Annotated in this window: 24 protein-coding genes; 14 read left to right on the forward strand and 10 right to left on the reverse strand. The window is 72.0% G+C overall.

Features of this window, described 5'->3' with window-relative positions:
- Positions 1-141: 141 nt before the first annotated feature.
- Both ACIRD8_RS09505 and ACIRD8_RS09510 read left to right on the forward strand, forming a co-directional pair.
- Positions 142-1,092, forward strand: coding sequence for a glucosyl-3-phosphoglycerate synthase (locus tag ACIRD8_RS09505; RefSeq protein WP_403988703.1), 951 nt, complete (start codon positions 142-144; stop codon positions 1,090-1,092).
- A 106-nt stretch (positions 1,093-1,198) separates the two neighbouring features.
- Positions 1,199-2,575: a trehalose-6-phosphate synthase gene (locus ACIRD8_RS09510; protein WP_403988400.1), complete on the forward strand. Its 1,377-nt coding sequence runs from the start codon at positions 1,199-1,201 to the stop codon at positions 2,573-2,575.
- Here ACIRD8_RS09510 and otsB read toward each other — a convergent pair.
- The 3 genes from otsB to ACIRD8_RS09525 all read right to left on the reverse strand — a co-directional run bounded on the left by otsB (position 2,572) and on the right by ACIRD8_RS09525 (position 5,088).
- Positions 2,572-3,420 carry a trehalose-phosphatase gene (gene otsB, locus ACIRD8_RS09515; RefSeq protein WP_403988402.1) on the reverse strand — a complete coding sequence of 283 codons (849 nt, stop codon included), beginning with the start codon at positions 3,418-3,420 and terminating at the stop codon, positions 2,572-2,574. The two genes, ACIRD8_RS09510 and otsB, sit on opposite strands and share 4 nt — an antisense overlap.
- A 160-nt stretch (positions 3,421-3,580) precedes the next feature.
- Entirely contained in the window at positions 3,581-3,859 is a 279-nt protein-coding gene (locus ACIRD8_RS09520) for a DUF3263 domain-containing protein (RefSeq protein ID WP_403988404.1), read from the reverse strand.
- 14 nt (positions 3,860-3,873) lie between these two features.
- Positions 3,874-5,088 (reverse strand): extracellular solute-binding protein, encoded by a 1,215-nt coding sequence (locus ACIRD8_RS09525; RefSeq protein WP_403988705.1) that lies wholly within the window; start codon positions 5,086-5,088, stop codon positions 3,874-3,876.
- 290 nt (positions 5,089-5,378) lie between these two features.
- Here ACIRD8_RS09525 and ACIRD8_RS09530 point away from each other — a divergent pair, with 290 nt between their 5' ends.
- The 3 genes from ACIRD8_RS09530 (at position 5,379) to ACIRD8_RS09540 (ending at position 8,521) form a co-directional block, all read left to right on the forward strand.
- Positions 5,379-6,272, forward strand: a complete 894-nt coding sequence (locus ACIRD8_RS09530; RefSeq protein WP_403988707.1) for an ROK family protein — start codon at positions 5,379-5,381, stop codon at positions 6,270-6,272.
- Complete coding sequence (gene nagA / locus ACIRD8_RS09535) at positions 6,272-7,426, forward strand: N-acetylglucosamine-6-phosphate deacetylase (RefSeq protein WP_403988406.1); 1,155 nt, start codon at positions 6,272-6,274, stop codon at positions 7,424-7,426. The genes ACIRD8_RS09530 and nagA overlap by 1 nt, the downstream gene beginning before the upstream one ends.
- A 162-nt stretch (positions 7,427-7,588) precedes the next feature.
- The gene (locus ACIRD8_RS09540) at positions 7,589-8,521 is read left to right on the forward strand and encodes a 1-phosphofructokinase family hexose kinase (protein WP_403988709.1); all 933 of its coding nucleotides are present in this window, start codon (positions 7,589-7,591) and stop codon (positions 8,519-8,521) included.
- 76 nt (positions 8,522-8,597) lie between these two features.
- Here the strand turns inward: ACIRD8_RS09540 and ACIRD8_RS09545 are convergent, their stop codons facing one another.
- A complete protein-coding gene (locus tag ACIRD8_RS09545) occupies positions 8,598-9,599 on the reverse strand; it encodes a carbohydrate-binding protein (protein WP_403988408.1) in 1,002 nt (333 codons plus the stop codon).
- A 132-nt stretch (positions 9,600-9,731) separates the two neighbouring features.
- Positions 9,732-11,384, reverse strand: a complete 1,653-nt coding sequence (gene cdgB / locus ACIRD8_RS09550) for a diguanylate cyclase CdgB (protein ID WP_403988410.1) — start codon at positions 11,382-11,384, stop codon at positions 9,732-9,734.
- 347 nt (positions 11,385-11,731) lie between these two features.
- Between cdgB and ACIRD8_RS09555 the strand changes: the two genes are divergently transcribed.
- On the forward strand, positions 11,732-12,238 hold the full coding sequence (locus ACIRD8_RS09555; RefSeq protein WP_403988711.1) for a flavin reductase family protein: 507 nt from the start codon (positions 11,732-11,734) through the stop codon (positions 12,236-12,238).
- Positions 12,239-12,292: 54 nt separating this feature from the next.
- Here the strand turns inward: ACIRD8_RS09555 and arfB are convergent, their stop codons facing one another.
- Entirely contained in the window at positions 12,293-12,727 is a 435-nt protein-coding gene (gene arfB, locus ACIRD8_RS09560) for an alternative ribosome rescue aminoacyl-tRNA hydrolase ArfB (RefSeq protein WP_205018118.1), read from the reverse strand.
- 172 nt (positions 12,728-12,899) lie between these two features.
- On the opposite strand from arfB, the gene ACIRD8_RS09565 reads away from it, so the two are divergent.
- The 3 genes from ACIRD8_RS09565 (at position 12,900) to ACIRD8_RS09575 (ending at position 16,443) form a co-directional block, all read left to right on the forward strand.
- Entirely contained in the window at positions 12,900-13,475 is a 576-nt protein-coding gene (locus tag ACIRD8_RS09565) for a TerD family protein (protein WP_031093417.1), read from the forward strand.
- A gap of 219 nt (positions 13,476-13,694) precedes the next feature.
- Entirely contained in the window at positions 13,695-15,284 is a 1,590-nt protein-coding gene (locus ACIRD8_RS09570; protein WP_403988412.1) for a M4 family metallopeptidase, read from the forward strand.
- 136 nt (positions 15,285-15,420) lie between these two features.
- Positions 15,421-16,443 carry a hypothetical protein gene (locus tag ACIRD8_RS09575; protein ID WP_403988414.1) on the forward strand — a complete coding sequence of 341 codons (1,023 nt, stop codon included), beginning with the start codon at positions 15,421-15,423 and terminating at the stop codon, positions 16,441-16,443.
- Positions 16,444-16,475: 32 nt separating this feature from the next.
- Here ACIRD8_RS09575 and ACIRD8_RS09580 read toward each other — a convergent pair whose 3' ends face one another.
- Positions 16,476-17,021: a heme-binding protein gene (locus tag ACIRD8_RS09580; protein WP_403988416.1), complete on the reverse strand. Its 546-nt coding sequence runs from the start codon at positions 17,019-17,021 to the stop codon at positions 16,476-16,478.
- 272 nt (positions 17,022-17,293) lie between these two features.
- Between ACIRD8_RS09580 and ACIRD8_RS09585 the strand changes: the two genes are divergently transcribed.
- The 3 genes from ACIRD8_RS09585 to ACIRD8_RS09595 are packed head-to-tail and all read left to right on the forward strand — an operon-like array spanning position 17,294 to position 19,784.
- Entirely contained in the window at positions 17,294-18,610 is a 1,317-nt protein-coding gene (locus ACIRD8_RS09585) for a sensor histidine kinase (RefSeq protein ID WP_403988418.1), read from the forward strand.
- A complete protein-coding gene (locus tag ACIRD8_RS09590; RefSeq protein WP_403988420.1) occupies positions 18,607-19,233 on the forward strand; it encodes a response regulator in 627 nt (208 codons plus the stop codon). The genes ACIRD8_RS09585 and ACIRD8_RS09590 overlap by 4 nt, the downstream gene beginning before the upstream one ends.
- Before the next feature lie 53 nt (positions 19,234-19,286).
- A complete protein-coding gene (locus ACIRD8_RS09595; protein WP_403988422.1) occupies positions 19,287-19,784 on the forward strand; it encodes a hypothetical protein in 498 nt (165 codons plus the stop codon).
- A gap of 12 nt (positions 19,785-19,796) precedes the next feature.
- On the opposite strand, the gene ACIRD8_RS09600 is transcribed toward ACIRD8_RS09595, so the two are convergent.
- A complete protein-coding gene (locus ACIRD8_RS09600; RefSeq protein WP_403988424.1) occupies positions 19,797-20,498 on the reverse strand; it encodes a pentapeptide repeat-containing protein in 702 nt (233 codons plus the stop codon).
- A gap of 107 nt (positions 20,499-20,605) precedes the next feature.
- Between ACIRD8_RS09600 and ACIRD8_RS09605 the strand changes: the two genes are divergently transcribed.
- Both ACIRD8_RS09605 and ACIRD8_RS09610 read left to right on the forward strand, forming a co-directional pair.
- The gene (locus ACIRD8_RS09605; protein ID WP_403988426.1) at positions 20,606-21,802 is read left to right on the forward strand and encodes an NAD(P)-binding protein; all 1,197 of its coding nucleotides are present in this window, start codon (positions 20,606-20,608) and stop codon (positions 21,800-21,802) included.
- A 70-nt stretch (positions 21,803-21,872) separates the two neighbouring features.
- Positions 21,873-22,862, forward strand: coding sequence for a zinc-binding dehydrogenase (locus ACIRD8_RS09610; protein WP_403988428.1), 990 nt, complete (start codon positions 21,873-21,875; stop codon positions 22,860-22,862).
- A gap of 27 nt (positions 22,863-22,889) precedes the next feature.
- On the opposite strand, the gene ACIRD8_RS09615 is transcribed toward ACIRD8_RS09610, so the two are convergent.
- Together ACIRD8_RS09615 and ACIRD8_RS09620 are read right to left on the reverse strand one after the other, a co-directional pair.
- Complete coding sequence (locus tag ACIRD8_RS09615) at positions 22,890-23,366, reverse strand: GNAT family N-acetyltransferase (protein ID WP_403988430.1); 477 nt, start codon at positions 23,364-23,366, stop codon at positions 22,890-22,892.
- A 37-nt stretch (positions 23,367-23,403) separates the two neighbouring features.
- Complete coding sequence (locus ACIRD8_RS09620) at positions 23,404-24,288, reverse strand: aminoglycoside phosphotransferase family protein (RefSeq protein WP_403988713.1); 885 nt, start codon at positions 24,286-24,288, stop codon at positions 23,404-23,406.
- Between the last annotated feature and the right edge of the window lie 70 nt (positions 24,289-24,358).

A 24,358-nucleotide genomic window follows, 5' to 3' on the forward strand; every position in this document is an offset into this window, starting at 1 on the left:
ACCATGGATCCGGGCGTTTATTCGCGGACCGACCCCGACATGCGAGGGTCATCCGCGTTGTTCAAGACTGTAACCGAAGCACCGGACGGTTGAGATAGTCGTCCGAACCGCGAGATGGATCACATACAGGGAGTATCGACCGTGCTGGAAGAGGTGGAACGCTGGCTGAGCAGGCGTTCCTGGTCTGCTGCCGACCGCCCGCTGGACCGGCTCACCGCCGCCCGCGCGCGGGATCCGCACCGTTCGCGCGTGAGCGTCGTCCTGCCCGCGCTGAACGAGGAGGAGACGGTCGGCGCGATCGTCGCGGAGATCCGGCGCGAGCTGATGGAGAAGGTGCAGCTCGTCGACGAACTGGTGGTGATCGATTCCGGTTCCACCGACGGCACCGCCGAGGAGGCGCGGCGGGCCGGCGCCCGGGTCGTGCACCGGGACGCGGTTCTCCCCAGGATCCCCGCGCTCCCCGGCAAGGGCGAGGTCCTGTGGCGGTCACTGCTGGTCACCAGCGGTGAGATCGTCTGCTTCGTCGACGCGGACCTCAAGGACTTCTCCGCGGACTTCGTCTCCGGGATCGTCGGCCCCCTGCTGACCGACCCGTCGGTGCAGTTCGTGAAGGCCATGTACGACCGCCCGCTGGGCGAAGCCGCAGGCCAGGGCGGCCGGGTGACCGAACTGGTGGCCCGCCCGCTGCTCAATCTGCACTGGCCGATGCTGGCCGGCTTCGTCCAGCCGCTGGGCGGCGAGTACGCGGTGCGGCGCTCCCTCCTGGAACGGCTCCCCTTCCCCGTCGGTTACGGAGTGGAGCTGGGCCTGCTCGTCGACGCACTGCACACGGTCGGCCTGGACGCGCTGGCGCAGGTCGACGTGGGCGTACGCAGACACCGCCATCAGGACGGCCAGGCCCTCGGCCGGATGGCGGCCACGATCTACCGCACGGCGCAGCTGCGGCTCTCCCGGGGGGCCCTCGTACGTCCCGAGATCACCCAGTTCGAGCGGGGACCCGGCGGATTCGTGCCGCACACCCATGCGGTGGACACCGAGGAGAGGCCGCCGATGCGGGAGATCGCGGAGTACGCGTCACGGAACGCGGCGTAACGGTTCTTCTGCGCCCGGCTCCACACCCGGCTCCGCACCCGCCCCACGCCCGTCTCCGCACCCGCTTCACGTTTGGCGGCTTCCCCGACGGGCTAGGTTCGGGTACATGGTCTCCGAGCACGCCGCCCAGGTCCTCGTCGCGTCCAACCGCGGCCCCGTGTCGTACGCACTGCGGGAGGACGGCACGCTCGACTCGAAACGGGGCGGGGGCGGGCTCGTCTCCGGCCTCAGCGCCGTGGACGACAAGCTGTGGGTGTGCGCCGCGCTCAGCGACAGCGACCGCGAGGCGGTCAGGCGCAGGGTCTCCGAGCCCGGGGTCCGGATGCTCGACATCGACGCCGGGGTGCACGCCGACGCGTACAACGGCATCGCCAACTCGGTGCTCTGGTTCGTCCACCACATGATCTACGAGACGCCGGTGGAGCCCGTCTTCGACGCGGAGTTCCGCAGGCAGTGGGCCTCCTACGAGGCGTACAACCGGGCCTTCGCCGAGGCGCTCGCCGAGGAGGCGGGCGAGGGCGCCTCGGTCCTGGTGCAGGACTACCACCTCTCGCTGGTCCCGGGCATACTGCGCGAGCTCCGCCCCGACCTGCGGATCGGCCACTTCTCGCACACCCCCTGGGCTCCCGTCGACTACTTCCGGCTGCTGCCCGACGACATCGGCGAGCAGCTCCTCAAGGGCATCCTGGGCGCCGACCGGGCCGCGTTCCTGACCCGCCGCTGGGCGGACGCCTTCATCGGCTGCTGCACGGAGATCCTCGGCGGCACCGGCCGCACCCGGATCGGGGTGCACGAGCTCGGCGCCGACGCGGACTTCCTGCGCCGCCGCTCCCGTGAGGCGGACGTGGACGACCGGATGGAGATCCTGCGGGAGCAGGTGGGCGCGGACCGGCGCACGATCGTGCGGGTGGACCGCACGGAGCTCTCCAAGAACATCGTCCGCGGCATGCACGCCTACCGTGCGCTGCTGGAGGAGCGCCCCGAATGGCGCGAGCGCGTGGTCCACGTGGCCTTCGCCTACCCCTCGCGGCAGGACCTCGCGGTCTACCGGGACTACACGGCGGAGGTCCAGCGGGTCGCCGACGCCATCAACGCGGAGTACGGCACGGAGGGCTGGACCCCCGTCCTGCTCCACGTCGACGACGACTTCGCCCGCTCCCTGGCGGCGTACCGGCTGGCGGACGTGGCTCTGGTCAACCCGATCCGCGACGGCATGAACCTGGTCGCCAAGGAGGTCCCGGTCGTCTCGGACCACGGCTGCGCACTGGTGCTGTCCCGGGAGGCGGGGGCGTACGAGGAGCTGGGCGAGGACGCGATCGTGGTCAACCCGTACGACGTGTCGGCCACGGCCACGGCGCTGCACGAGGCGCTCACCATGGACCCGGGCGAGCGCGGCGCCCGCACGAAGCGCCTGGCCGCTGCGGCGACGGCGCTGCCGCCGCAGCAGTGGTTCCTGGACCAGCTGGACGCGCTGCGGGCCTAGTCCTTCGTGATCCGCCGGGCGATCGAGTGGAGCAGCTCCGCCACCGCCACCGGGCCCGGCAGCACCAGGTCCGCGCGCTCGGCGAGTTCGGGGACCTCGGTGCCGCTGCACACGAGCAGGCCCTTCGTCCCCCGGGCGCGGAGCTCCTCCACGGCGGCGTACGCGGCGAGGTCGCCGAGGTCGTCGCCGGCGTAGAGCACGGCCTCCGCGCCGGTCTCCTTCACGTACTCCTCCAGCGCCACGCCCTTGTCCATGCCCGGCGGGCGCAGCTCCAGGACGAGGCGGCCCGGTTCGACGATCAGACCGTGGCGGGCGGCGAGGTCCCCGAGGGGCCCGCGCAGGGCCTCGAAGGCGCCCTGCGGGTCGGCTGCGCGGCGGGTGTGCACGGCGACCGCGCGGCCCTTCTCCTCGATCCAGGCGCCCTCGCCGACACCGGTCCCCGCCAGCACGGCGGGGAGCTCCGCGAGGGCGCCCTCGACGCCGGGGTCCGGGGCGGGGGCGTGCACGGTGGCGGTGGCGGCGTCCCAGCGTTCGGCGCCGTAGTGCCCGAGGACGACGAGATGATCAAGCCCGGCCGCCCCGGCGAAGCCGCCGTACCGCACGGCGGTGTCGGCCGGCCGCCCGGTGATCACGGCGACGGCGGCGACCTGCGGGGCGAGCGCGGAGAGGGCGGGGAGGACATCGGGGTGCGCCCGGGACTGCTCCGGGTCCGGGACGATGTCGGCGAGCGTGCCGTCGAAGTCCAACGCGACGACCGCACGCCGGGGCCGTTCGAGGAGCGCGGCGAGGCCGTCACGGCCGGCCTGGCTGGACGGGGTCGGGAGGGGACGTACCGGATTACCCATACCCCGAGCGTATCGGCGCCCACCGCCCACGGGACCACATCAAGCCCCGCCGGCGATTGAGGCGACCTCGAACAGCAGCCCCATCAAGCCCCGCCGGCGATTGAGGCGCGGGGTCCGGGGCAGAGCCCCGGAACGGGCCCGGCCCGGACCGGCGGCAGCCTCAGCGCCGCCCCCGCCTCGCCTCCCGAACCCTCCGCAGGCGGTTCACCGTCACCGGATCCGCCTCCAGCGCACGGCGGTCGTCCAGCAGCGCGTTGAGCAGCTGGTAGTAGCGGACCGGCGAGATCCCCAGCTCCTCCCGGACCGCCCGCTCCTTCGCGCCCGGCCCCGCCCAGGACCGCCGCTCCAGGGCCAGCACCGCACGCTCCTGCCCCGAGAGCGGGGCGGCGGAGTCGGCCGGTTCGTCGGAGGAGGCGGAGGGGGAGGCGGAGGCGGTCATATCAACCAACCTACCTACTCCGCGCTCTCCGCCTGCCGGGCCTTCGACGCGATCTCCACGAGCACGCTCTCCGGGCTGCCCCCGGGCTCGACCGCGGACCCGATCTTCTCCTTGATCGTCTCGCTGGCCTGCGCCCACGACGTCTTGCCGAACGGGTACAGCTGCGAGTTCGGCAGCGCCGAGAGGAACTCGTGCAGCGACTTGTGCTTGCTGTCGGCCTCCATCGCGGCGGACGCACTGCTGGTCACGGGCAGCAGGTCGTACTGGTCGGCGAAGGACAGCACGTTCTCGTCCGTGTAGGCGAAGTCGAGGAACTTGCCTATCTCGACCCGGTGCCCGTTCTGCTTGAAGCCCATCATCCAGTCGGCCACACCCATCGAGCCCTTGGTCGGCCCGTCGATCCCGGGCAGCGGGACCATACCGACCTGGACGCCCTTCTTCTCGGCCTCCTGCATCAGCGTCGGGTGGCCGTTGAGCATGCCCACCTCGCCCTCGGTGAACGCCTCGAAGGCCTTCGCCCGGTCGAGCTTCCCCGGGGCGACGGGCCCGGTGAGGCCCTTGCCGACGAGGTCCTTCTTCAGCCACTGGAAGGTCGTGATGTTGGCCGGGGAGTCGATGTCGTAGTTGCCGACCTCGTCCGTGTAGCCGCCGCCCCCGCTGAGCAGCCACATCAGGGTCTCGGCCTGGGACTCCTCCGGGCCGAGCGGCAGGGCGAAGGGGTAGGTCACGCCGCGCGCCTTGAGCGCGGTGGCGTCGCTCTGGATGTCGTCCCAGGTCTGCGGGGCGCCGAGACCCGCCTTGGCGAACAGGCCCTTGTTGTAGAAGAGGAGCCGGGTGCTGGCCACGAACGGAAGCCCGTACAGATTGCCGTCGACCTCACCCGCGTCCGTCAGCGAAGGCAGGAAGTTGGACCCCGTACGGATGGCTATCGTCTCGTCGGCGGTGTAGAGCTTGCCCGCCTTGGCGTAGTCGGCGTACGCCCCGATCTGCGCGATGTCAGGGGCCTCGCCGGCCTTCACCATCTCGGCGACCTTGCGGTCGACGTCCTTCCAGGAGTAGACGCTGACCTCGACCTTGATGTCGGGGTTGGCCTTCTCGAACTTCCCGGCGACGTCGTCCCAGTACTTCTGGGAGCTGTTCTCCGCATTGGTGCCGTAGTCGGCCGCGACCAGCCGCAGCGTGACGTCGCCTCCGGGGTCCGAACCGCACCCCGACAGCGTTGCCGTCATACCGAGTGCGGCCACCACCGCGGTCAGACCCACATAGCGCCGCTGCACAGCCCTTGCCCATCCCTAACGTTCCGGTCGACGCGGACGTCACCGCTCCGACGACGAACCCGCGATCCTGCTACACGCCGACGCGGAGGTCTACACCACCGGTCCAGCAAACCGGCAATCTAGCAGGACCGTTTTGTATGGGTGCTCAACAAACCTCGATAGTGGACTAGACCTTTTAGGGGTCGGCGGGCGAAACTGTCTCCGTGAGACACGTCATCGCCCTCGATGTGGGCGGCACAGGAATGAAGGCCGCCCTGGTCGGGGCCGACGGCACCCTGCTCCACGAGGCGCGCCGGGCCACCGGCAGGGACCGTGGCGCCGAGGCCGTCGTGGAGACGATCCTGGGCTTCGCCGCGGATCTGTACGCGTACGGCGAGGAGCACCTCGGCGAATCCGCCGTCGCCGCGGGCGTCGCCGTACCGGGCATCGTCGACGCGGAACGCGGCATCGCCGTCTACGCCGCCAACCTGGGCTGGCGCGACGTACCCCTGCGCAAGCTGCTCGGCGAGCGGCTCGGCGGCATACCGGTCGCGCTCGGCCACGACGTCCGGACCGGCGGCCTCGCCGAAGGACGGATCGGCGCCGGCCGGGGAGCGGACCGCTTCCTGTTCGTGCCGCTGGGCACCGGGATCGCCGGGGCCATCGGCATCGCCGGCACCATCGAGGCGGGCGCCCACGGCTACGCGGGCGAGATCGGCCACATCGTGGTCCGGCCGGACGGCCCGGACTGCGGCTGCGGTCAGCGCGGCTGTCTGGAGACCCTCGCCTCGGCCGCCGCCGTGTCCCGGGCCTGGGCCGCCGCCTCCGGCGACCCCGACGCGGACGCCGCGGACTGCGCGAAGGCCGTCGCCTCGGGCGATCCGGCGGCCCTGCGCGTGTGGCAGGACGCCGTCGACGCGCTCGCCGCCGGGCTGGTCACCGCGCTCACCCTGCTGGACCCCCGCACGCTCATCATCGGTGGCGGTCTCGCCGAGGCGGGGGAAACCTTGTTCACACCACTGCGTGCGGCTGTCGAGGAACGGGTCACGTTCCAGAAGCTGCCTCACATCGTCCCGGCGGCCCTCGGGGACACCGCCGGATGCCTGGGCGCAGGGCTGCTCGCCTGGGATCTACTCTCCACGGAGGTATCCGCCTGATGGCCGGACGCGCAGACAGCACCGTTCTCGCAGGTGCCCGGGTGGTGCTTCCCACCGGCACCGTCGAGAACGGCCGGGTGATCGTCGAAGGCACCCGGATCGCCGGCAGCACGCGGGAGGACACCCGGACCCTCGACCTCTCCGGCCACTGGCTGGTCCCCGGATTCGTCGACATGCACAACCACGGCGGCGGCGGCGCGTCCTTCGCCACCGGGACCGCCGAGGACGTCCTGACCGGGGCGCGGGCGCACCGCGAACGCGGCACGACGACCGTCGTCGCCTCCACCGTCACCGGTGACATGGACTTCCTGGCCCGCCAGGCCGGTCTGCTCTCCGAGCTGGTCGAACAGGGCGAGCTCGCCGGGGTCCACTTCGAGGGCCCCTTCATCTCCCCGTGCCGCAAGGGCGCCCACAGCGAGGAGCTGCTCCGCGACCCCGACCCCGCCGAGGTCCGCAAGCTGCTCGACGCGGCACGCGGCACCGCGAAGATGGTCACCCTCGCCACCGAACGCCCGGGCGGCATCGAGTCCGTACGGCTGCTCGCCGAGCACGGGGTGATCGCTGCGGTCGGCCACACGGACGCGACGTACGAGCAGACCGTCGAGGCGATCGACGCGGGCGCCACCGTGGCCACGCACCTCTACAACGCGATGCCCGCCATCGGCCACCGCGACCCGGGCCCCGTCGTGGCGCTCCTGGAGGACGAGCGGGTCACCGTCGAGCTGATCAACGACGGGACGCACCTGCACCCGGCCGCCCTGGAGCTCGCCTACCACCACGCGGGCGCCGGCCGGGTCGCCCTGATCACCGACGCCATGGACGCGGCCGGCGCGGACGACGGCTTCTACGAGCTCGGGCCGCTCGCCGTCGAGGTCAAGGACGGGGTCGCACGGCTCGTGGAGGGCGGCTCGATCGCGGGCTCCACCCTCACCCTGGACACCGCGTTCCGCAGGGCCGTGACCATCGACCGGATCCCCGTCGACGACGTCGTCCGGTCCATCTCCGCCAACCCGGCCCGGCTCCTCGGCCTGTACGACCGGGTCGGCTCGCTGGAACCTGGCAAGGACGCCGACCTCGTCGTCCTGGACGCGGACTTCGCGCTCAAGGGCGTCATGCGCCGCGGCGAGTGGATCGTGGAGCCCCCGCTCGGATGACGGCGGCCCCCGGCAACGGGCGGTTGAACACGTAACGAAGAGACGGCGGTTGTCCCGGAGACCTGGGACGGCCGCCGCCTCTTTGGCATGATCACCGAGGACAGCGCCGCGGGGAGACGGCGCGTGGGTACGGACGACCAAGGAAACCGGGGGCCGGTACAGGTGATACTGACCGTCACACTGAACACGGCACTCGACCTGACCTACGCCGTCCCCGCCCTCGTCCCGCACGCCAGCCACCGCGTCCACGAGGTGACCGAGCGCCCCGGCGGCAAGGGCATCAACGTGGCCCGGGTGCTCGCCGCCCTCGGCCACTCCACCGTGATCACCGGTTTCGCCGGCGGCCCCACCGGAGCGGTCCTGCGCGAACTCCTCGGCGCACTCCCCCACCGCCCCACCGACGCGCTCGTCCCCGTCGCGGGCAACACCCGCCGCACCCTCGCCGTCGTCGACCGCACCAGCGGTGACACCACCCAGCTCAACGAGCCGGGCCCGCACATAGGCGCCGGCGAATGGGCGGCCTTCCTCGGCACGTTCGGGGAGCTGCTCCCCGGAGCCGAGGCCGTCGCGCTCTGCGGCAGCCTGCCTCCCGGCATCCACGTCGGCGCGTACGCGGAACTCGTACGGCTCGCCCGCGCGGCCGGCGTGCCCGTCCTCCTGGACACCGGCGGCGAACCCCTGCGCCGGGGCATCGCCGCCCGCCCCGACCTGATCAAGCCGAACGCCGACGAGCTGGCCCAGCTCACCGGCGCCCGCGAACCCCTGCGCGCCACCCGCGACGCCCGCCGCCGGGGCGCGCACAGCGTCGTCGCCTCGCTCGGCCCGGACGGACTCCTCGCCGTCACCCCCGACGGCGTCTGGCGTGCCGCACCGCCCTCCGCCGTACGGGGCAACCCGACGGGCGCGGGCGACTCCGCCGTCGCCGGGCTGCTGTCCGCGCTGGCCGAAGGGCTCGGCTGGCAGGACCGGCTGACCCGCGCGGTGGCCCTGTCCGCGGCGACCGTACTGGCCCCGGCGGCCGGGGAGTTCGACCGCGCGGCCTACGAGGACCTGCTGACCCGCGTCACCGTCGAACAGCACGCACCGGCCGCCTGAACGGCCCCCCGAACGACCGCGTCCCGGCTCGCACGGGGCGATGACCGGGACGACAGTGGTGCGCGTGCGCCTGGGGCTACTTCTCGACGTGGCCCGACTTCAGCGACAGCTGGTCGAGGTTGGCGTCGCACGAGTCGCCCTCGTTGCACGAGAGCATCAGCGAGTTCGACCCCTTCTTCAGCTGGACCCAGGCGTACGTCCTGGTCCACCCCTTCTCCAGATCGCCCTCCGCGGCGTGCGCGAAGTTCTTCATGTTGATGGAGCGGGGGTCCTCGTCGTTGACCGTCAGGGACGTCTTGGCGTCCTTGCCCGGCACGCCGTACGTCACGAACAGCGTGTACGCGCCGTCCTCCGGCACATCGACCGTCCAGGTGGCCGACCGGCCGACCTCGTTGAGGCTGATGTACTGGCCGTTCGCGCTCTTGGCGCCCTTGACGGTGTTGTCCAGGGAGGCCGTGCCCCCGAGCGTCAGCGTCGCCGCGTCCTGTTCGGGCAGGTCGACGGGCTCCTGGGAGGCGTCCGCCGACTTCTCCGGCTTCGGGGACTCCTCGACCTCGTCGGCCGGGCCCGCCGACGAGCCGGCCTCGTCCTTCTTGTTGTCGCCGTCGTCGCCCGTCATCAGCGCCGCGCCGATACCGATGAGCACGACCGCGACCACGGCGACGGCCGCGATCAGCAGCGCCTTGGTGTTCGGGCCGCCACGGCCGGGACCGGAGTTCCTGCCGTCGCCGCCGTACGCCCCGGACTGGCTCTGCGCCGTGGGGGCACCCCCGGGGTACGTCTCCGGCGCCGCGTACTGCGGGTTCGGCTGCCCGTACTGCTGGGGCTGCTGGCCGTACTGCGGCGGAGGCTGCTGGCCGTACGCCTGCTGCGGCGGGACCTGCCCGTACTGGCGCTCACCGACCGTCCGCACCTGGTTGTACGACGTTCTGGGCACGCCGGGCTGCGCGGCCGGACCGGGGTAGCCGTAGCCACCCTGCCCGGGCGGCTGTGCGCCCGCCGCCTGCCCGTCCGCGTACAGATAGCCGAACGGATCGTCGTCCTCGGGCTTGCTCGCGCCGTTGTTTCCGGCCGTCATCCCTGGGTCACTCCTCACCATGTCGCCAGCCGTCGCCGACCGGCCGAGCCTACCCCGAACGGAGCATGCGTCGAATTGCCCTCGGCACCCCGGAAAACCGTGCGGTGCACGGGAACGGCCGGGGCGTGAACGTCAGCCGGCTCTGCGGTGAACCTTCGACCGGGACCGCTTCTCCACGTACATCCGCTGGTCGGCGGAGTGCAGGACCTCTTCCTCGGTCATGCCGCACTCGGCCCAGCCGATACCGAAACTCGCCCCGACCCTGACTGCCCGGCCGTCCACCCGGATGGGCGGAATGATGGCGTTACGCAAGCGTACGGCCAGATCCGCGGCATCTGCCGCCCCGAGACCGTCCGCGAGGACGACGAATTCGTCACCCCCGAGCCGCGCGACCGTGTCACCGTCCCGTACGCAGGTCGTGAGCCGCCGGGCGACCTCGATGAGAACCGCGTCACCCGCGTGGTGCCCGAAGCGGTCGTTGATGGACTTGAAGCCGTCCAGGTCGCAGAAGAGCACCGCGAGCCCCTTGGTCCCGTCGTCGCGGTCCGCGTCGGGCGCCACGATGTGCACATGGTGGTCGTAGGGGCCGACGCCCGGGGCGGCCTCCCCCTCGTAACCGTCCGCCCGATAGGCGTGCGCCGGGCTCTCCACATCGCCGTAGGCCGCGTCGAGCGCCTCTATGGCGCTGGAGGTGACCGAGTGAGGCCTCTCACACAGCCGGGCGCCGAGCCGGGAGCGCAGTTCGGCGCTGTTGGGCAGACCGGTCAGCGCGTCGTGCGAGGCGCGGTGCGCGAGATGCAGCTCGTTGCGCTTGCGCTCCTCGATGTCCTCGACGTGGGTGAGCAGGAAGCGCGGGCCGTCGGTCGTGTCCGCGACGACGGAGTTGCGCAGCGAGACCCACAGATACGTGCCGTCCCTGCGCCCGAGCCGCAGCTCGGCCCGCCCGCCCTCGGCGGACGTGCGCAGCAGGGTGCCGATGTCCTCGGGGTGGACGAGGTCGGCGAAGGAGTAGCGGCGCAGGACGGAGGCGGGGCGCCCCAGGAGGCGGCAGAGCGCGTCATTGGTCCGCAGCAGCCTGCCGTGCTGGTCGCCGCCCATCTCCGCGATGGCCATGCCGCTGGGGGCGTACTCGAACGCCTGGCGGAAGGACTCCTCGCTGGCCCGCAGTGCCTGCTGTTCCCGTTCGAGTCTGACCAGGGCGCGCTGCATGTTTGCTCGGAGACGAGCGTTACTGATCGCAATGGCCGCCTGGGAGGCGTACATCTGGAGGGCCTCACGGCCCCAGGCGCCGGGGCGGCGGCCGTTGCGCGGCCTGTCGACCGAGATGACCCCCAGGAGGTCCAGACCTCCGCCGGAGGCGTACATCGGGGCGTAGAGGCGGTCCAGGGGGTGCCACTCGTCCTCGAAGCGGGGCTCGGGCCCCTCGGTGTGCCACTGCGGTACGTCGTCGTCGAGGAGCACCCAGCCCTCGGTGTGCGGTATGAACCGGAGCTCGTCCCAGGCCTCGCCCATGGACAGCCTGCGCTCCCAGGACGCGCGGGAGCCGACACGGCCGGTGATCAGGGATTCCGCGGCGCTGTTGCCGGCGAACGCGGCGACCACCAGATCGCCGTCGGGGCGGACGAGGTTCACGCAGCCCAGTTCGTAGCCGAGACCGGCGACGATGCCGTCGGCGACGGACTGCAGCGTGTCCGCCAGGCTCCGCGCCGTGTTGAGATCAGCGACGGCCTGGTGCAACTGCCGCATGGTCGCAAGACGGACGTACGGCTCCGACTCGGCCTCCATTGCTCGCACTCCCTGAGACCTCGACAGCAACTCCAGGTTTCATATCGACGTACTTGTTGCACTGTCACGGCCACTGAATCACAGTGAGCTGTGCACCCGGTACACAGGGTCAACAAATATTGCTCTCTGTGACTCAAGTCACAACAGATGGTAAAGACCTTCGGCCGCACCTCCAGGCACCGCCGTTCTTTGCCGAACGCAAATCGGCACACGTGGGGCCCTGGTCCTAGGACCCGGCTGGTCCCCTGGGCCGATGCGACGGCGTGTACCGCGGCACTAGCGTGCCCCGTGTGCTGCAGAAGACTCCCCTCGCCCCGCGCCCCGAAGCCGTCCCCCATGCTGAAGGGGTGAGCAACGACGAATTCCGCGCCGCCCTGTCCCGTCTGGCGGCGGGCGTGGTGCTGATCACCGCCCAGGAGCCACCGCTGGACGAGGACGGCAGGGGCGAGGACGTCGGGATGACGGCGACCGCCTTCATGTCGGTGTCGCTGGACCCGCCGCTGGTCATGGTGAGCGTGCGGAACGACTCCCGGATGGACGACCTGCTGGCCGAACAGCCCCGGTGGGCGGTGTCGGTGCTCGCGGAGAGCCAGCGGCAGATCGCCGGACGGTTCTCCATGAAGGGGCGGATCAGCGACCGGCTGCTGTTCGCGGACCTCCCCTGCATACGGGGCGACGCCACGGGAGCGTTCCTCGTGGACGGGGCACTGGCCGCCCTGGAGTGCGAGACGGAGCAGCGCGTCCAGGCCGGCGATCACACGCTGGTGATCGGACGGGTGCTGACGGCGTCGCTGCCGAACACGGACGGCGAGCCGCTGACGTACTTCAAGGGCCGCTACCGGCAGCTGGGCTGAGCGGCACGCGCTCGCCGAGTGGTTCACCGGCGCGCCCTCGCCGTGAGGCCGCGGCTACCAGTCGCGGCCGGAGCGCCCGCGCTTCGTGTCGCCGCGCTGCTTCTTCTCGCGCAGCCTGCGCTCGTTGATGCCGCGCGGGATCTTCTTCTTGAGACGCGGCTTCGGCGGGGGCGCGGTGGCCTCCGCCAGGAGCGCCGCGAGCCGCACGGCGGCCGTCTCACGGTTGCGCCACTGGGAGCGGTGCTCCGAGGCGCGTACGGACACGACACCGCCGACCAGCCGGCTCGCGAGGCGTTCGAGGGCGCGGGCCTTCCACACCTCGGGCAGGGACTCGGTCGCCGCGAGGTCGAAGCGGAGCTCCACCTGGGAGTCGCTCGTGTTGACGTGCTGCCCGCCGGGCCCCGAGGACCGCGAGAAACGCCACATGAGTTCGGCCTCCGGCAGGGAGACCGAACCGCGGATGACATAGGGCCCGGACATGACACCCATGTTCCCTGGCGCGCGACCGGTTCGTCACCTTGTTTTGCGAGCGTTCGGCCAGAAGTTCGGCAAAGAAAGTAAAGCGAGCAGGAACCTCGTGGTCTCTTGTCTGCGTTAGGACGGGTGACGGTAGCTTTCGTGATGGCACGAAGCCCGCACACGACGAGGAAAGGGACTTCCCATGGCTGTAAGCCTGTCCAAGGGCGGCAACGTCTCGCTCACCAAGGAGGCCCCGGGCCTGACCGCCGTCACGGTCGGCCTCGGCTGGGACGTCCGCACCACCACCGGCACCGACTTCGACCTCGACGCCTCGGCGATCGCGGTCAACACCGCCGGCAAGGTCTACTCCGACGGCCACTTCGTCTTCTTCAACAACAAGGCGACGCCGGACCAGACCATCGTCCACACCGGTGACAACGTCACGGGCCAGGGCGAGGGCGACGACGAGCAGATCAACGTCAACCTCGCGGGCCTCCCGGCGGACATCGACAAGATCGTCTTCCCGGTCTCCATCTACGACGCCGAGGCGCGCAGCCAGAACTTCGGCCAGGTGCGGAACGCCTTCATCCGCATCATCAACCAGGCCGGCGGCACCGAGATCGCCCGCTACGACCTGAGCGAGGACGCCGCCACCGAGACCGCCATGGTCTTCGGCGAGCTCTACCGCAACGGCGCCGAGTGGAAGTTCCGCGCCGTCGGCCAGGGTTACGCCTCCGGCCTGCGCGGCATCGCCCAGGACTTCGGCGTCAACCTCTGACCCGGCGTCACACACGCGCTTCCACGGGAGCCCCCGTACCGACTGCGGTCGGCCGGGGGCTCCCGTGCGTCCGCTTCACATAGCGGACACGGACGCGCCCCATTCGGACAAGAACTGGTCAAAAACTTGTGAGGCAATTGTCGGCGTCCCGTCAAAGTCGTTCATTCGGTGGCACGCTCTCCGCTCGTAACCCCCACAGGAACGAGCAACGGAGAAGGCATGACCCCCCACATGAACACCCGTCGCGCCGCCGCCCTGGCCGCAGTTGCCGCGATGGTCGTCGTCGGCGTCCAGACCGGTACGGCAACGGCCGGTTCCCGCACCGCCGATGACACCGCCTCTTCCTCCGGCACCACGGCCGGTGCCAACGCTCTCGGCGTGAACACGGCCACCCAGCGCACCACCGCCCTGCGGGCCGCCCAGGCCGACGCCACGGCGGCCGCCGAGTCCCTCGGGCTCGGCAGCCAGGAGAAGCTGATCGCCCGTGATGTGATCAAGGACGCCCACGGCACCGTCCACACCCGCTACGAGCGCACCTACGCCGGACTGCCGGTCCTCGGCGGCGACCTCGTCACCCACACCGCCGCCGACGGCACGTCCAAGGGCGTCGACAAGGCCACCGACGCCCGCATCGCCGTACCCACGACGCAGCCGAAGCTGAAGGCCGCGGCGAACGCGCGCACCGTCGTCTGGGCGGGCAGCGGCAAGCCCGCCCTCGCGTTCGAGACCGTGAAGACCGGTGTCCAGAAGGACGGCACCCCCAGCCGGCTGCACATCATCACGGACGCCACGACCGGCAAGCAGCTGCACAGTTACGAGGCCGTCGAGACCGGCACCGGCAACAGCCAGTACAGCGGGAAGGTCACCCTCTCGACGACGAAGGGCGGTTCGGGCTTCGAGCTGACCGACGGCGACCGGGGCGGCCACAAGACGTACGACCTCAACCAGGGCCAGACCGGCACCGGCGCCCTCGTCACCGACGACGACGACACCTGGGGCGACGGCACCGGCGACGACCGCCAGACCGCGGCGGTCGACGCCCACTACGGCGCGGCGACGACCTGGGACTTCTACAAGTCCGAGCTCGGCCGCGACGGGATAGCCGGCGACGGCCGGGCCGCGTACTCCCGCGTCCACTTCGGCACCGGCTACGTCAACGCCTTCTGGGACGACAGCTGCTTCTGCATGACCTACGGCGACGGGGCCGACGACAAGAGCGCGCTCACCGCGATCGACGTCGCCGGCCACGAGATGAGCCACGGTCTGACCGCGGCCACCGCCAACCTCGACTACGCGGGCGAGTCCGGCGGCCTCAACGAGGCGACCAGCGACATCTTCGGCACCTCCGTCGAGTTCTTCGCCGACAACGCGACCGACCCCGGTGACTACCTCATCGGCGAGAAGATCGACATCAACGGCGACGGAACCCCGCTGCGCTACATGGACAAGCCGAGCAAGGACGGCGGCTCGGCGGACTACTGGGACTCCGGCGTCGGCGACCTCGACGTGCACTACTCCTCCGGTGTCGCCAACCACTTCTTCTACCTGCTGGCCGAGGGCAGCGGGGCCAAGACCATCGGCGGCGTCGACTACGACTCCCCGACCGCCGACGGCTCCACGGTCACGGGCATCGGCCGCCAGAAGGCCTACCAGATCTGGTACAAGGCGCTCTCCGTCTACATGACGTCGAGCACCGACTACGCGGGCGCCCGCGACGCGACCGAGAAGGCAGCCACCGACCTGTACGGGGCCGACAGCACCGAACTCGCGGCCGTCCAGGCCGCCTGGACCGGCGTCAACGTGAAGTAGCGCCACGGAACCCGGGAGCCGGTCCGCGTCCGCAGGCCGGCTCCTCGGCACGAGGCCGGACCCCATGGGTGAGGCCCTCATCACCCCGTTCATACTCGTCACTTGACCAGGCAGGGCGGGGCGAGGATTTCACACCATGGGACGAACGGGAACAGACCACATCAAGCGCCGCCGGGCGTGGCTGGTCACGGCCGGCGTCTGCGCGCTGGCCGTGGTGGCCGGCGTGACGGTGGCAACCAACACCAACGTCCTGGGGCCCCGTGACCTGTGCGACGGGTGGTTCAGCGGCGAGGACGCCGGGAAGAGCCTCGACGGCTTCGGCCGGGTGACCGGCAGCACCGACAACCTCGGAGGCTGCACGGTGGAACAGTCCGGCTGGCTGCCGGGCACCACGGACGCGAAAATCCGGCTGTCGGCCGCCTCTGTCACCCCCGCCCACCCCTTCGGCCGGTCCGGGTGGAAGGCCTCGGGTGCACAGAACATCCTGCCGGGCGAGCTGCCCGGCGCCTTCGACACGGACGGCAACGGCTGGGTGGCCCTGCCGTCCGACTGCGGCCCGATCGGCGCCGCATGGGCCAAGGGCGACCGCACGGTCCTGAACGTCGTCACCGAGCGGGGGGACGCCGACCCGGCAGAACTCGCCCGACTGACCCGGGCCACAGCCCGTAAGCTCGCCGCCGATCACGACTGCGCGCCTGCCGACTCAGCTGCGGGGAACGCCTCGGCGGACCTCATCCAGGCGTCCGCTCCCGCCAAGAGCGACCCTGCCACGGTGTGCGGCCTGGACGGCTTCTCCCTCGGCGCCAAGGCTCCGGCGGCCAGTCCTCTGCGGGAGCAGACCTCGGGCTCCCGCGACGACGCCTGGTTCTGCGACCTCTCCCTGCACCAGCCCGCCACCGGGCTGCCCCGGGACGACGACCGAGAGCCGTTCGCCCGGCTCGCGGTCGTCCGTAACCCCGAGCTGCTGCTCTCGGCGAAGGAGCGACACTTCGACCATGCCGTCTGCGGCGGCAAGGAGACATACTTCGCGACAGACATCGCCGATTACGTGTACTCCCCTGACACCCCGGAGGAGAAGGCCGCGGCGACCCTGGTCAAGGCATCCGACGTGCAGAACCGCTTCACCGCCGCCGCCCGCACAGCGCTCGACTGCGACTGACCGGACGGCTGCCGCGCTCGCCGGGCCGGGCGTCAGCGGCCGAGCGCGGCGACTCCCGCCGTGGCGAACTTCTCGTCCAGGTCGCCGCTCGGGGCTCCCGCGACGCCGACGCCCGCCACCGGGGCGCCCTTGACCTGTACGGGCGCGCCGCCCGCCAGGAACAGGGTGCCGGGGATGTCCTTCAGGTTCGGGGCCTGCTCCAGGCGCTTGACCAGCTCGGAGGTGGGCGCGTTCCAGGAGACGGCGGTGTACGCCTTCTCCACGGCGGACTCCGGGGACTGCGGGCCCGCACCGTCGCCGCGCAGAGTGACGAGGGTGTTGCCGTTCCGGTCGACGACCGCGACCGAGACGCGCTGGTTCTCCTTCTTCGCGGCGTCCAGGGCGGCCTGCGCGGCCTTGGTCGCGGCGGCGATGGTCAGGTGGGTGGACTGCTGGAGGTTCCGGTCGGCGGTGTCGGCCTTCACCGCGGCGGCGGGGGTGGAGGCGTTCGCGGACATCGCGCCGAAGGTTCCGGCGCCCAGGGCGCCGACGGCGACGGCACCGGTCAGGACACGGGTGCGCAGCGACATCTTCTTCATGGTGGTCCCCTCGGGTGTTCTGCGGCTCGGCTCCCAGCCGTCCGGCTTCCTGTATCGATCCTCCGGCCGGATCCGGGCCCGCACGGTCGGCGTACCGGCTGGAAGCCGCACCCGTGTCGGCCGACCGCCCTGTCAGCCGATCGGTTGATGCGGAGGGGGCGCCGGGGGGTGACCATGGGGGTGCGCACGGGGATACGCATGGGCGTCCGCGCAGGTCAGCAGTGCGGCGACAGGACAGCGCAGGTCACGGACGAGGGAGCGCGGGGTACGAGGTGCGGCGGAACGGAACCGGGCCGGGCGCAGCGGGCGATCCGGATGCCCGGTGGCTGGCCCTCCTCATGCACGCCGCGTTCTTCCTGCTGCTCGGCGCCTCGCTCGCGCGCTTCCTCATGCGCCACCCCGGCGAGGCCCGTACCCCTTGGATCATCGCCCTGTCGGCCGTGCTCGCCGGGCTGTACCTCCTCGGCCCGGTGCTCGGCTCCCGGCCCACACCACGCCGCCTGACCTGGCTCGGCGCCCTCGTCGTGGTGTGGATGGTCCTGGTCGTCCTCGCGCCGAGCTTCGCGTGGTGCGCCGTCCCGCTCTTCTACACGGGCCTGCGGATCCTGCCGCCGCGCGCCGCCCTGGCGCTCGTCGCCCTGCTCACCGTGTTCGTCGTCGCCGCACAACTGCGGCTCGCCAGTGGCTTCGACCCGAATCTCGTCCTGGCCCCGCCCGCCGTCGCCGCCGTCGCGACGGCCGTCTTCGTCCATATGCAGCGCCAGGCCGTACGCCAACGCGACCTGTCCGTACGTCAGCGTGAGCTGATCGACGACCTGCTGCGCACCCGTCGGGAACTGGCCGCCACCGAACGCCGGGAAGGGACCCTCGCCGAACGCCAGCGGCTGTCCATGGAGATCCACGACACCTTGGCCCAGGGCCTCTCCAGTCAGCAGATGCTGCTCCAGGCCGCCGACCGCTCCTGGGACGCCGACCCGGCCACCGCACGCCGCCACGTCCTGACGGCGACCGGCATCGCGGAGCGCAATCTCGCCGAGGCCCGCCGCTTCGTGCACGACCTCGCCCCCGCCGACCTGGCGGAGGGCGGCGGGCTGGAGGCGGCGCTGCACGCACTCGCCGCCCGGGAGACCGACCGGTCCGGCGACGGCCCCACCGTCCGCTGCCATGTGGAGGGCGTCCCGGCCGCACCGCTGCCCGACCGGGTGCAGTCGGCGCTGCTGCGGATCGCGCAGGGCGCCCTCGCGAACGTCACCGAGCACGCCGAGGCCACCGTCGCCGCGCTCACCCTGACCCACCTCGGCGACCGGGTGGTCCTCGACATCGCCGACAACGGCCGGGGCTTCGACCCGGACCGGCCGGCACCGCGCCCGCCCGCGGACGTACGCGGCCACGGGCTGCCGGCGATGCGGGCCCGGGTGCGGCAGCTCGGCGGCACCCTGACCGTCGAATCGGCGCCCGGGGAAGGCACGGTGCTGTCCGCCGCCGTGCCCCTGCCCCATCCCGCCGCCCCGTCGGGCCCACAAGCCCCACCGGAACCGTCAGCCCCGTCAGCACCGTCAAACCCGTCAGCCCCGGAGGGACAGGCATGACTCCGCCCGTACGCATCCTGCTCTGCGACGACCACGCCGTCGTACGGGCCGGGCTGCTCGCCCTCCTCGGCGGCGAACCCGACATCGAGGTCGTGGGCGAGGCGGGCAGCGGCGAGGAGGCCGTCGCCCTGGCCGCCCGGCTCGGCCCCGACGTCGTCCTCATGGACCTCCAGCTGGGCCCCGGGATCGACGGCGTCGAGGCCACCCGGCGCATCGCCGCCGCCGGGACCGCACACGTCCTCGTCCTCACCACGTACGACACCGACGCCGACATCACCCGCGCCATCGAGGCCGGGGCCACCGGCTACCTGCTCAAGGCCGAACGCCCCGAGGAACTCTTCGCCGCGATCCGCGCCGCCGCACAGGGCCGCACCACACTCTCCGCCCCGGTCGCCGGCCGGGTCATGGCCCGGATGCGCAACCCCCGGCCCACCCTCACCGGACGCGAACTCGACATCCTGGGCCAGCTGTCGCAGGGCCTCGGCAACCGCGACATCGCACGGGCCCTCTTCATCAGCGAGGCCACCGTCAAGACCCACCTGGGCCGGATCTACGAGAAGCTCGGCGTGGACACCCGGGCGGGAGCGGTCTCCGTCGCCAAGGAACAACGGCTGCTCACCTGAGGCCCCGGAGCCGGGCGGCACGGGAGGACCGCACGGCATGACACCATCGAACCGTGCTCGACATCGGCTACTCCCTCTCCCGGCGCTTCCCGGACCCCCCGCAGACCGACTACCGCCGCGCGGACGTCCGCGCCCTGCGGCACGACCTCTTCTCCGGGGACGTCTACCTCGCCGACACCAAGGCCGACCGGGAAGTATCCACAGCCTGGGGATGGGTGCCCGTACTCGACTTCGCCTGGGCGCTCTGCGACATCGTCGAGCAGATCGACCGCGACCCCCGGGGCAACCGCTCGCACCGCCAGCAGTTCGCCGAGCTCGACTTCACCGAGTCGTCCGACCGCATGTTCTTCGAGCGCCGCTTCGGCTGGGTCGACGTCGACGCCGACTGGATGCCCGGCGACGAACCCCCGCTCACCTTCAGCCACTCCCTGCTGCGCCGCGAGGCCCGCGACTTCCTGCACGACCTCATCGCCGACCTGGCCGACATGCACGAAGGCCTCGCCGACAACCCCGTCGTCTGGGACCTCCAGGCCCGCTTCCCCCGCCTCTGAGCGGGCCCGCGCCTACGCCTCCACCCGCACCCCGATCTGCGCCGCGAACGCCGGAGCCAGCTCCATCAGCTGGGACGGGCTGATCACCGCCCCCGCCAGCCGCTCCACACCCCGCGCGATGTCGAGCTCGGCGACCGTCCGCAGATCGACGGACTCCATCCGTACGGAACTGAAGTCGGCGCGCTTCAGCACACAGTCCCGGAACTCCACCCTGACCAGCTGCGCCTCCCCGAAATCAGGCTCCGAGAGCACACACCCCTCGAACACCACGTCCTTGAGCCGCGCCTTGCGCAGATTCAGGTAATCGATCTTCCCGCCCCGCACAAGCACCCGCTCCAGCACCGCTCCGTGCAGCTGCACCCCGCCCAGCCGCGCGTCCAGGACCTCCACATCACGCAGCGACGCCCCCGCGAGATCGGTGCCCACACCCCGTACGCCCGTCAGCACCGAGTCGATGAACCTGGCCCGCACCAGCTCCGTCCGGTCCAGGGCGCAGCCCCGCAGCTCGCAGTCCATGAAGCGCGCCCCGGGCCCCGACGCGTCGGCCAGGTCCGTCTCCTCGAACCGCACCCCGTCGTAGTCCCCGTCGGGCTCCAGCCCCTCCCCGTCGTACGCCACGAGGGACGGCAGCCGGACCTCCGGCCGCCGCGCCCCGGCCACCCCGCCCTTCGCCGCGCCCGCGCTCCTGCTGCTCCTGTTGCCTGTACGTGCCATGCCCCCCATCGTGACGCACACCACTGACACCCCCCGGGTCGGTGTCACAGAACCGGCCGGCCGAACCGTCCTCCGTGCAGAAGCGCCCCTCGTGAGGAGATCCAGCCATGCAGCGCATCCACATCGTCGGCGGCGGCCTCGCCGGACTCACCGCCGCCATCACCGCCGCCGAATCCCGGGCCGCGGTCACCATCCACGAGGCCCACCACACCCTCGGCGGGCGGGCCAGAACCGCGGAGGGCCCCTACCTCACCAACGAGGGCCCGCACGCCCTCTACCGCCGCGGACCGCACTGGACCTGGCTCGAACAGCGGGGGCTCCTCGGCCGGCTCGCCTCCGTACCGCCCCTCGAAGGCACCCGCTTCCTCTTCCACCGTGCGGGCGTTCTGCGCAGGACCCCGCCCCTCGCCATGCTGCGCCTCAGCCGCCGTAACCCCCGCCTGGCCCCCGTCGACGCGGACTTCCTCAGCTGGGCCACCACCCAGGTGGGCGAAGCGGGCGCACGCGCGGCCGCGCACTACATGGGCGTGGCCCTCTTCCACCACGACCCCGGTTCGCTCTCCGCCGCCTTCGTCCAGGAACGGCTGCGCCGCGCCACCGCGCTGCCGCCCGAGGCCCACTACCCCGTCGGCGGCTGGGCGCAGCTCGTCGACCGGATGGCCGCGCGGGCCTGGAACCTCGGCGTACGCATCGAGACCGCCACCCGCATCGGCCCCCGCGACCTGGCCGGACTCCACCGCGGCGGACCGGTGATCGTCGCCACCCAGCTGGACTCCGCCCGCACCCTGCTCGACGACCCCACCCTGACCTGGGACAGCGGCCGGACCGCCCTGCTCGACCTGGCCCTGCGGACCCGGCGCGGCGACCCGTTCATCGTCTCCGACCTCGACTCCCCCGGCTGGATCGAACGGTTCACCGCCCAGGACCCCACCCTCGCCCCAGCGGGCGAACAGCTCATCCAGGCACAGATCCCCCTCGCCCCCGGCACCCCGCGCGCCGACGCCGTCCGCCGCGCCGAGGACCTGCTCGGCCTCGGCTTCCCCGGCTGGCGCGACCGCACCACCTGGCGCCGCGAAGCACTCGCGTCCGGCCGTACCGGCGCCGTCGACAAGCCCGGCACCACCTGGCGCGACCGGCCCGCCGTCGACAGGGGCGACGGGATCCTCCTCGCCGGCGACCAGGTCGCCGCCCCCGGGCTCCTCAGCGAGGTCGCGTTCAACAGCGGCATCGAAGCGGCGGTCCTGGCGGTGGAACTCCTCGGCAGGACACCGAAGAACGCTCCCCGTACAGCAGGGACTCCTTGACCTCAAGCGCACCTGAGGTCCGAGGCTGGTGGTACGCCGACCACCACGCCACCACCCGGGGAGCCCCGCCATGCACGCCATCCGCCTCCACGCCTTCGGCCCCGCGGAGAACCTCCGCCACGAACGGACCGAGGACCCCGTCCCCGCCTCCGGCCAGGTCCGCATCGCCGTCGCCGCGGCCGGGGTCCACCTCCTCGACACCCACCTGCGCGAAGGCAGACCCAGCCCCTACCGGCTCACCGCCGCCGAACTGCCGACCATCCCCGGCCGCGAGATCGCGGGCACCGTCGAATCGCTCGGCGAGGGCACCGACCCCGCCTGGCTCGGCCGCGACGTCGTCGCCCACATCGGCGGCGCCCCCGGCGGCTACGCCGAACTGGCCGTCGTCGACGCCGGGAAGCTCCACCCGCTCCCCGCCGGCCTCGGCCCGGCCGAGGCCGTGGCCATGATCGGCACGGGCCGCACCACCCTGGGGATCCTCGGGTTCACCGAACTCGGCCCCCACTCCGTCGCCGTCGTCACCGCCGCGGCCGGAGGCATCGGCACCCTCCTCGTCCAGTACGCGAAGAACGCCGGAGCCACCGTCATCGGCCTGGCGGGCGGACCCGCCAAAACCGCCCACGCCACGGCGAACGGAGCCGACCTCGCCGTCGACTACACCCTCCCCGACTGGCCGCGGCACGCCCGCGCCCACCTCGAAGCCCTCGGCCGCCACGCCACCGTCCTCTTCGACTCGGTCGGCGGGATCACGGCGCGCGCCGCCCTCGACCTGCTCGGCCCGGGCGGCGAACACCTCGTCCACGGCGCCTCCGGCGGCCAGGTCCTCACCCTCACCGAGGAGGAGAGCACCGCGCGCGGCATCACGTCACGCAACGTCCTCGGCCCCGCCATGATCGAGAAGGGAGGCGGCCTGCGAGCACTGGAGACCCGCGCTCTCGCCGAAGCCGCGGCGGGCCGCCTCCGCCCCGCCGTCCAGCGCTTCCCGCTCGCCGAAGCGGCCGCCGCCCACCGCGCGCTCGAAACGCGCGGCACGATGGGCAAGGTCGTCCTCGTACCGTAGGGAACCAGGGAAGAACCAGGGTGGCCCTCAGACCGCTCCGAGCTCCGCCAGCGCCCCGTCCGTCAGCCGGTACACCGTCCACTCGTCCTGGGGACGCGCACCCAGCGACTCGTAGAACGCGATGGACGGGGCGTTCCAGTCCAGCACCGACCACTCCAGCCGCCCGTAACCACGCTCCACGCAGATCCGCGCCAGCTCCGTCAGCAGCGCCTTCCCGTGACCGCCGCCGCGCCGCTCGGGGCGTACGTACAGATCCTCCAGGTACACCCCGTGCACCCCGCGCCACGTCGAGAAGTTGAGGAACCACAGCGCGAACCCGACGACCTCGCCGTCGTCGTCCGACACCGCCACATGCGCATACGCCGCGGGCCGCTCCCCGAACAGGGCGTCACGCAGCTGCTGTTCGGTGGCATTCGCCTCGTCGAGCGCCTTCTCGTACTCGGCGAGCTCACGGACCATCGCATGAATAGCAGGGACATCTTCAGGAGTGGCTACGCGAATCATGGGGGCAGCCTAAACAGACGGGCAGGCCCCGCGCCCCTCAGTCCAGCCCCAGCAGCCGCCGGCCGATCTCCGCATGGTCCGCCGGAACCCGCCGCGCCCCGCCCCGGATCCCCCACAACCCGTTCTGCAGGACCCGCCCCAGCGTCCACGCCCGTGCACGCTCCCGGTCCAACTCCAGCACCTCGCACAGCAAATCGAACCTCCACAGCACCTCGGACGCGTCGAAGCGCTGGTCCAGCGCCGGGAACAGCTCGAACCCCGGATCACCCGCGAGAGGCTTCGGGTCCAGAGCCACCCACTCCCCCGCCCGGCCCTCCTCCGCGCGCCCGGCCAGGATGTTGGCGTAGTGCAGATCCCAGTGCAGCAGCCGGTCCCCCGGCTCCCCCGCCACCTCCCGCACCGCCGCCGCACAATCCAGCAGCAACCGCCGCTCGTCCGCGTCCGCCAGCGCCGACACCGCCCCGGGCGTCTCCGCCAGCATCCCGGCGACCTCGTCCCCCAACAGCCGCATCCCCGGCGGAGCCGGTACCCGCACCAGCCGGGCCAACGACTCCGCGAGCACCCGCACCGCCTCCCGCGCATCCTCCACCGCGGTCAACGGGCGCCGCTCGTCAAGCCGTTCCAGCAGCATCGTCCCCGTCGCCGCATCGTGCTCCAGCAGCCCCACCACCCCCGCACCGGCCGCACCCCACACCCGCAGCGCGACCGGCTCGTCCACCGTCTCCGCATCCACCATCTGGAGCTTCAGCGCCGCCCCACGGCCATCCGCCTCCCGCACCACCGGAACCACCAGCGCGCACATCCCGCACATCACCGGCCCGTCACACCGCAGCCCCCACTCCTCCAGAAACCTCCCCGCCAGCCCGGGCAACGCATCGGCGAACACCCGCCCCGCCGCTTCCTTGTGCTCACACAGATTCATGACCAGGTCATCCGGAACGTCGATCACGCCGCGATCGTAGAGGTAACGTCCCTCCAGCGACTGGGCTGCA

It is taken from the genome of Streptomyces sp. NPDC102451, assembly GCF_044765485.1.
Taxonomy (GTDB): Bacteria; Actinomycetota; Actinomycetes; order Streptomycetales; family Streptomycetaceae; genus Streptomyces.

Coding starts and splice junctions, on each gene's coding strand:
- ACIRD8_RS09525 (WP_403988705.1), bottom strand. CDS start 5,088: ATGACGGCAACGCTGTCGGGGTGCGGTTCGGACCCCGGAGGCGACGTC.
- ACIRD8_RS09610 (WP_403988428.1), top strand. CDS start 21,873: ATGCACGCCATCCGCCTCCACGCCTTCGGCCCCGCGGAGAACCTCCGC.
- ACIRD8_RS09590 (WP_403988420.1), top strand. CDS start 18,607: ATGACTCCGCCCGTACGCATCCTGCTCTGCGACGACCACGCCGTCGTA.
- otsB (WP_403988402.1), bottom strand. CDS start 3,420: ATGGGTAATCCGGTACGTCCCCTCCCGACCCCGTCCAGCCAGGCCGGC.
- ACIRD8_RS09565 (WP_031093417.1), top strand. CDS start 12,900: ATGGCTGTAAGCCTGTCCAAGGGCGGCAACGTCTCGCTCACCAAGGAG.
- ACIRD8_RS09520 (WP_403988404.1), bottom strand. CDS start 3,859: ATGACCGCCTCCGCCTCCCCCTCCGCCTCCTCCGACGAACCGGCCGAC.
- ACIRD8_RS09615 (WP_403988430.1), bottom strand. CDS start 23,366: ATGATTCGCGTAGCCACTCCTGAAGATGTCCCTGCTATTCATGCGATG.
- ACIRD8_RS09600 (WP_403988424.1), bottom strand. CDS start 20,498: ATGGCACGTACAGGCAACAGGAGCAGCAGGAGCGCGGGCGCGGCGAAG.
- ACIRD8_RS09570 (WP_403988412.1), top strand. CDS start 13,695: ATGACCCCCCACATGAACACCCGTCGCGCCGCCGCCCTGGCCGCAGTT.
- ACIRD8_RS09605 (WP_403988426.1), top strand. CDS start 20,606: ATGCAGCGCATCCACATCGTCGGCGGCGGCCTCGCCGGACTCACCGCC.
- ACIRD8_RS09530 (WP_403988707.1), top strand. CDS start 5,379: ATGAAGGCCGCCCTGGTCGGGGCCGACGGCACCCTGCTCCACGAGGCG.
- cdgB (WP_403988410.1), bottom strand. CDS start 11,384: ATGGAGGCCGAGTCGGAGCCGTACGTCCGTCTTGCGACCATGCGGCAG.
- arfB (WP_205018118.1), bottom strand. CDS start 12,727: ATGGGTGTCATGTCCGGGCCCTATGTCATCCGCGGTTCGGTCTCCCTG.
- ACIRD8_RS09580 (WP_403988416.1), bottom strand. CDS start 17,021: ATGAAGAAGATGTCGCTGCGCACCCGTGTCCTGACCGGTGCCGTCGCC.
- nagA (WP_403988406.1), top strand. CDS start 6,272: ATGGCCGGACGCGCAGACAGCACCGTTCTCGCAGGTGCCCGGGTGGTG.
- ACIRD8_RS09575 (WP_403988414.1), top strand. CDS start 15,421: ATGGGACGAACGGGAACAGACCACATCAAGCGCCGCCGGGCGTGGCTG.
- ACIRD8_RS09510 (WP_403988400.1), top strand. CDS start 1,199: ATGGTCTCCGAGCACGCCGCCCAGGTCCTCGTCGCGTCCAACCGCGGC.
- ACIRD8_RS09620 (WP_403988713.1), bottom strand. CDS start 24,288: ATGAATCTGTGTGAGCACAAGGAAGCGGCGGGGCGGGTGTTCGCCGAT.
- ACIRD8_RS09545 (WP_403988408.1), bottom strand. CDS start 9,599: ATGACGGCCGGAAACAACGGCGCGAGCAAGCCCGAGGACGACGATCCG.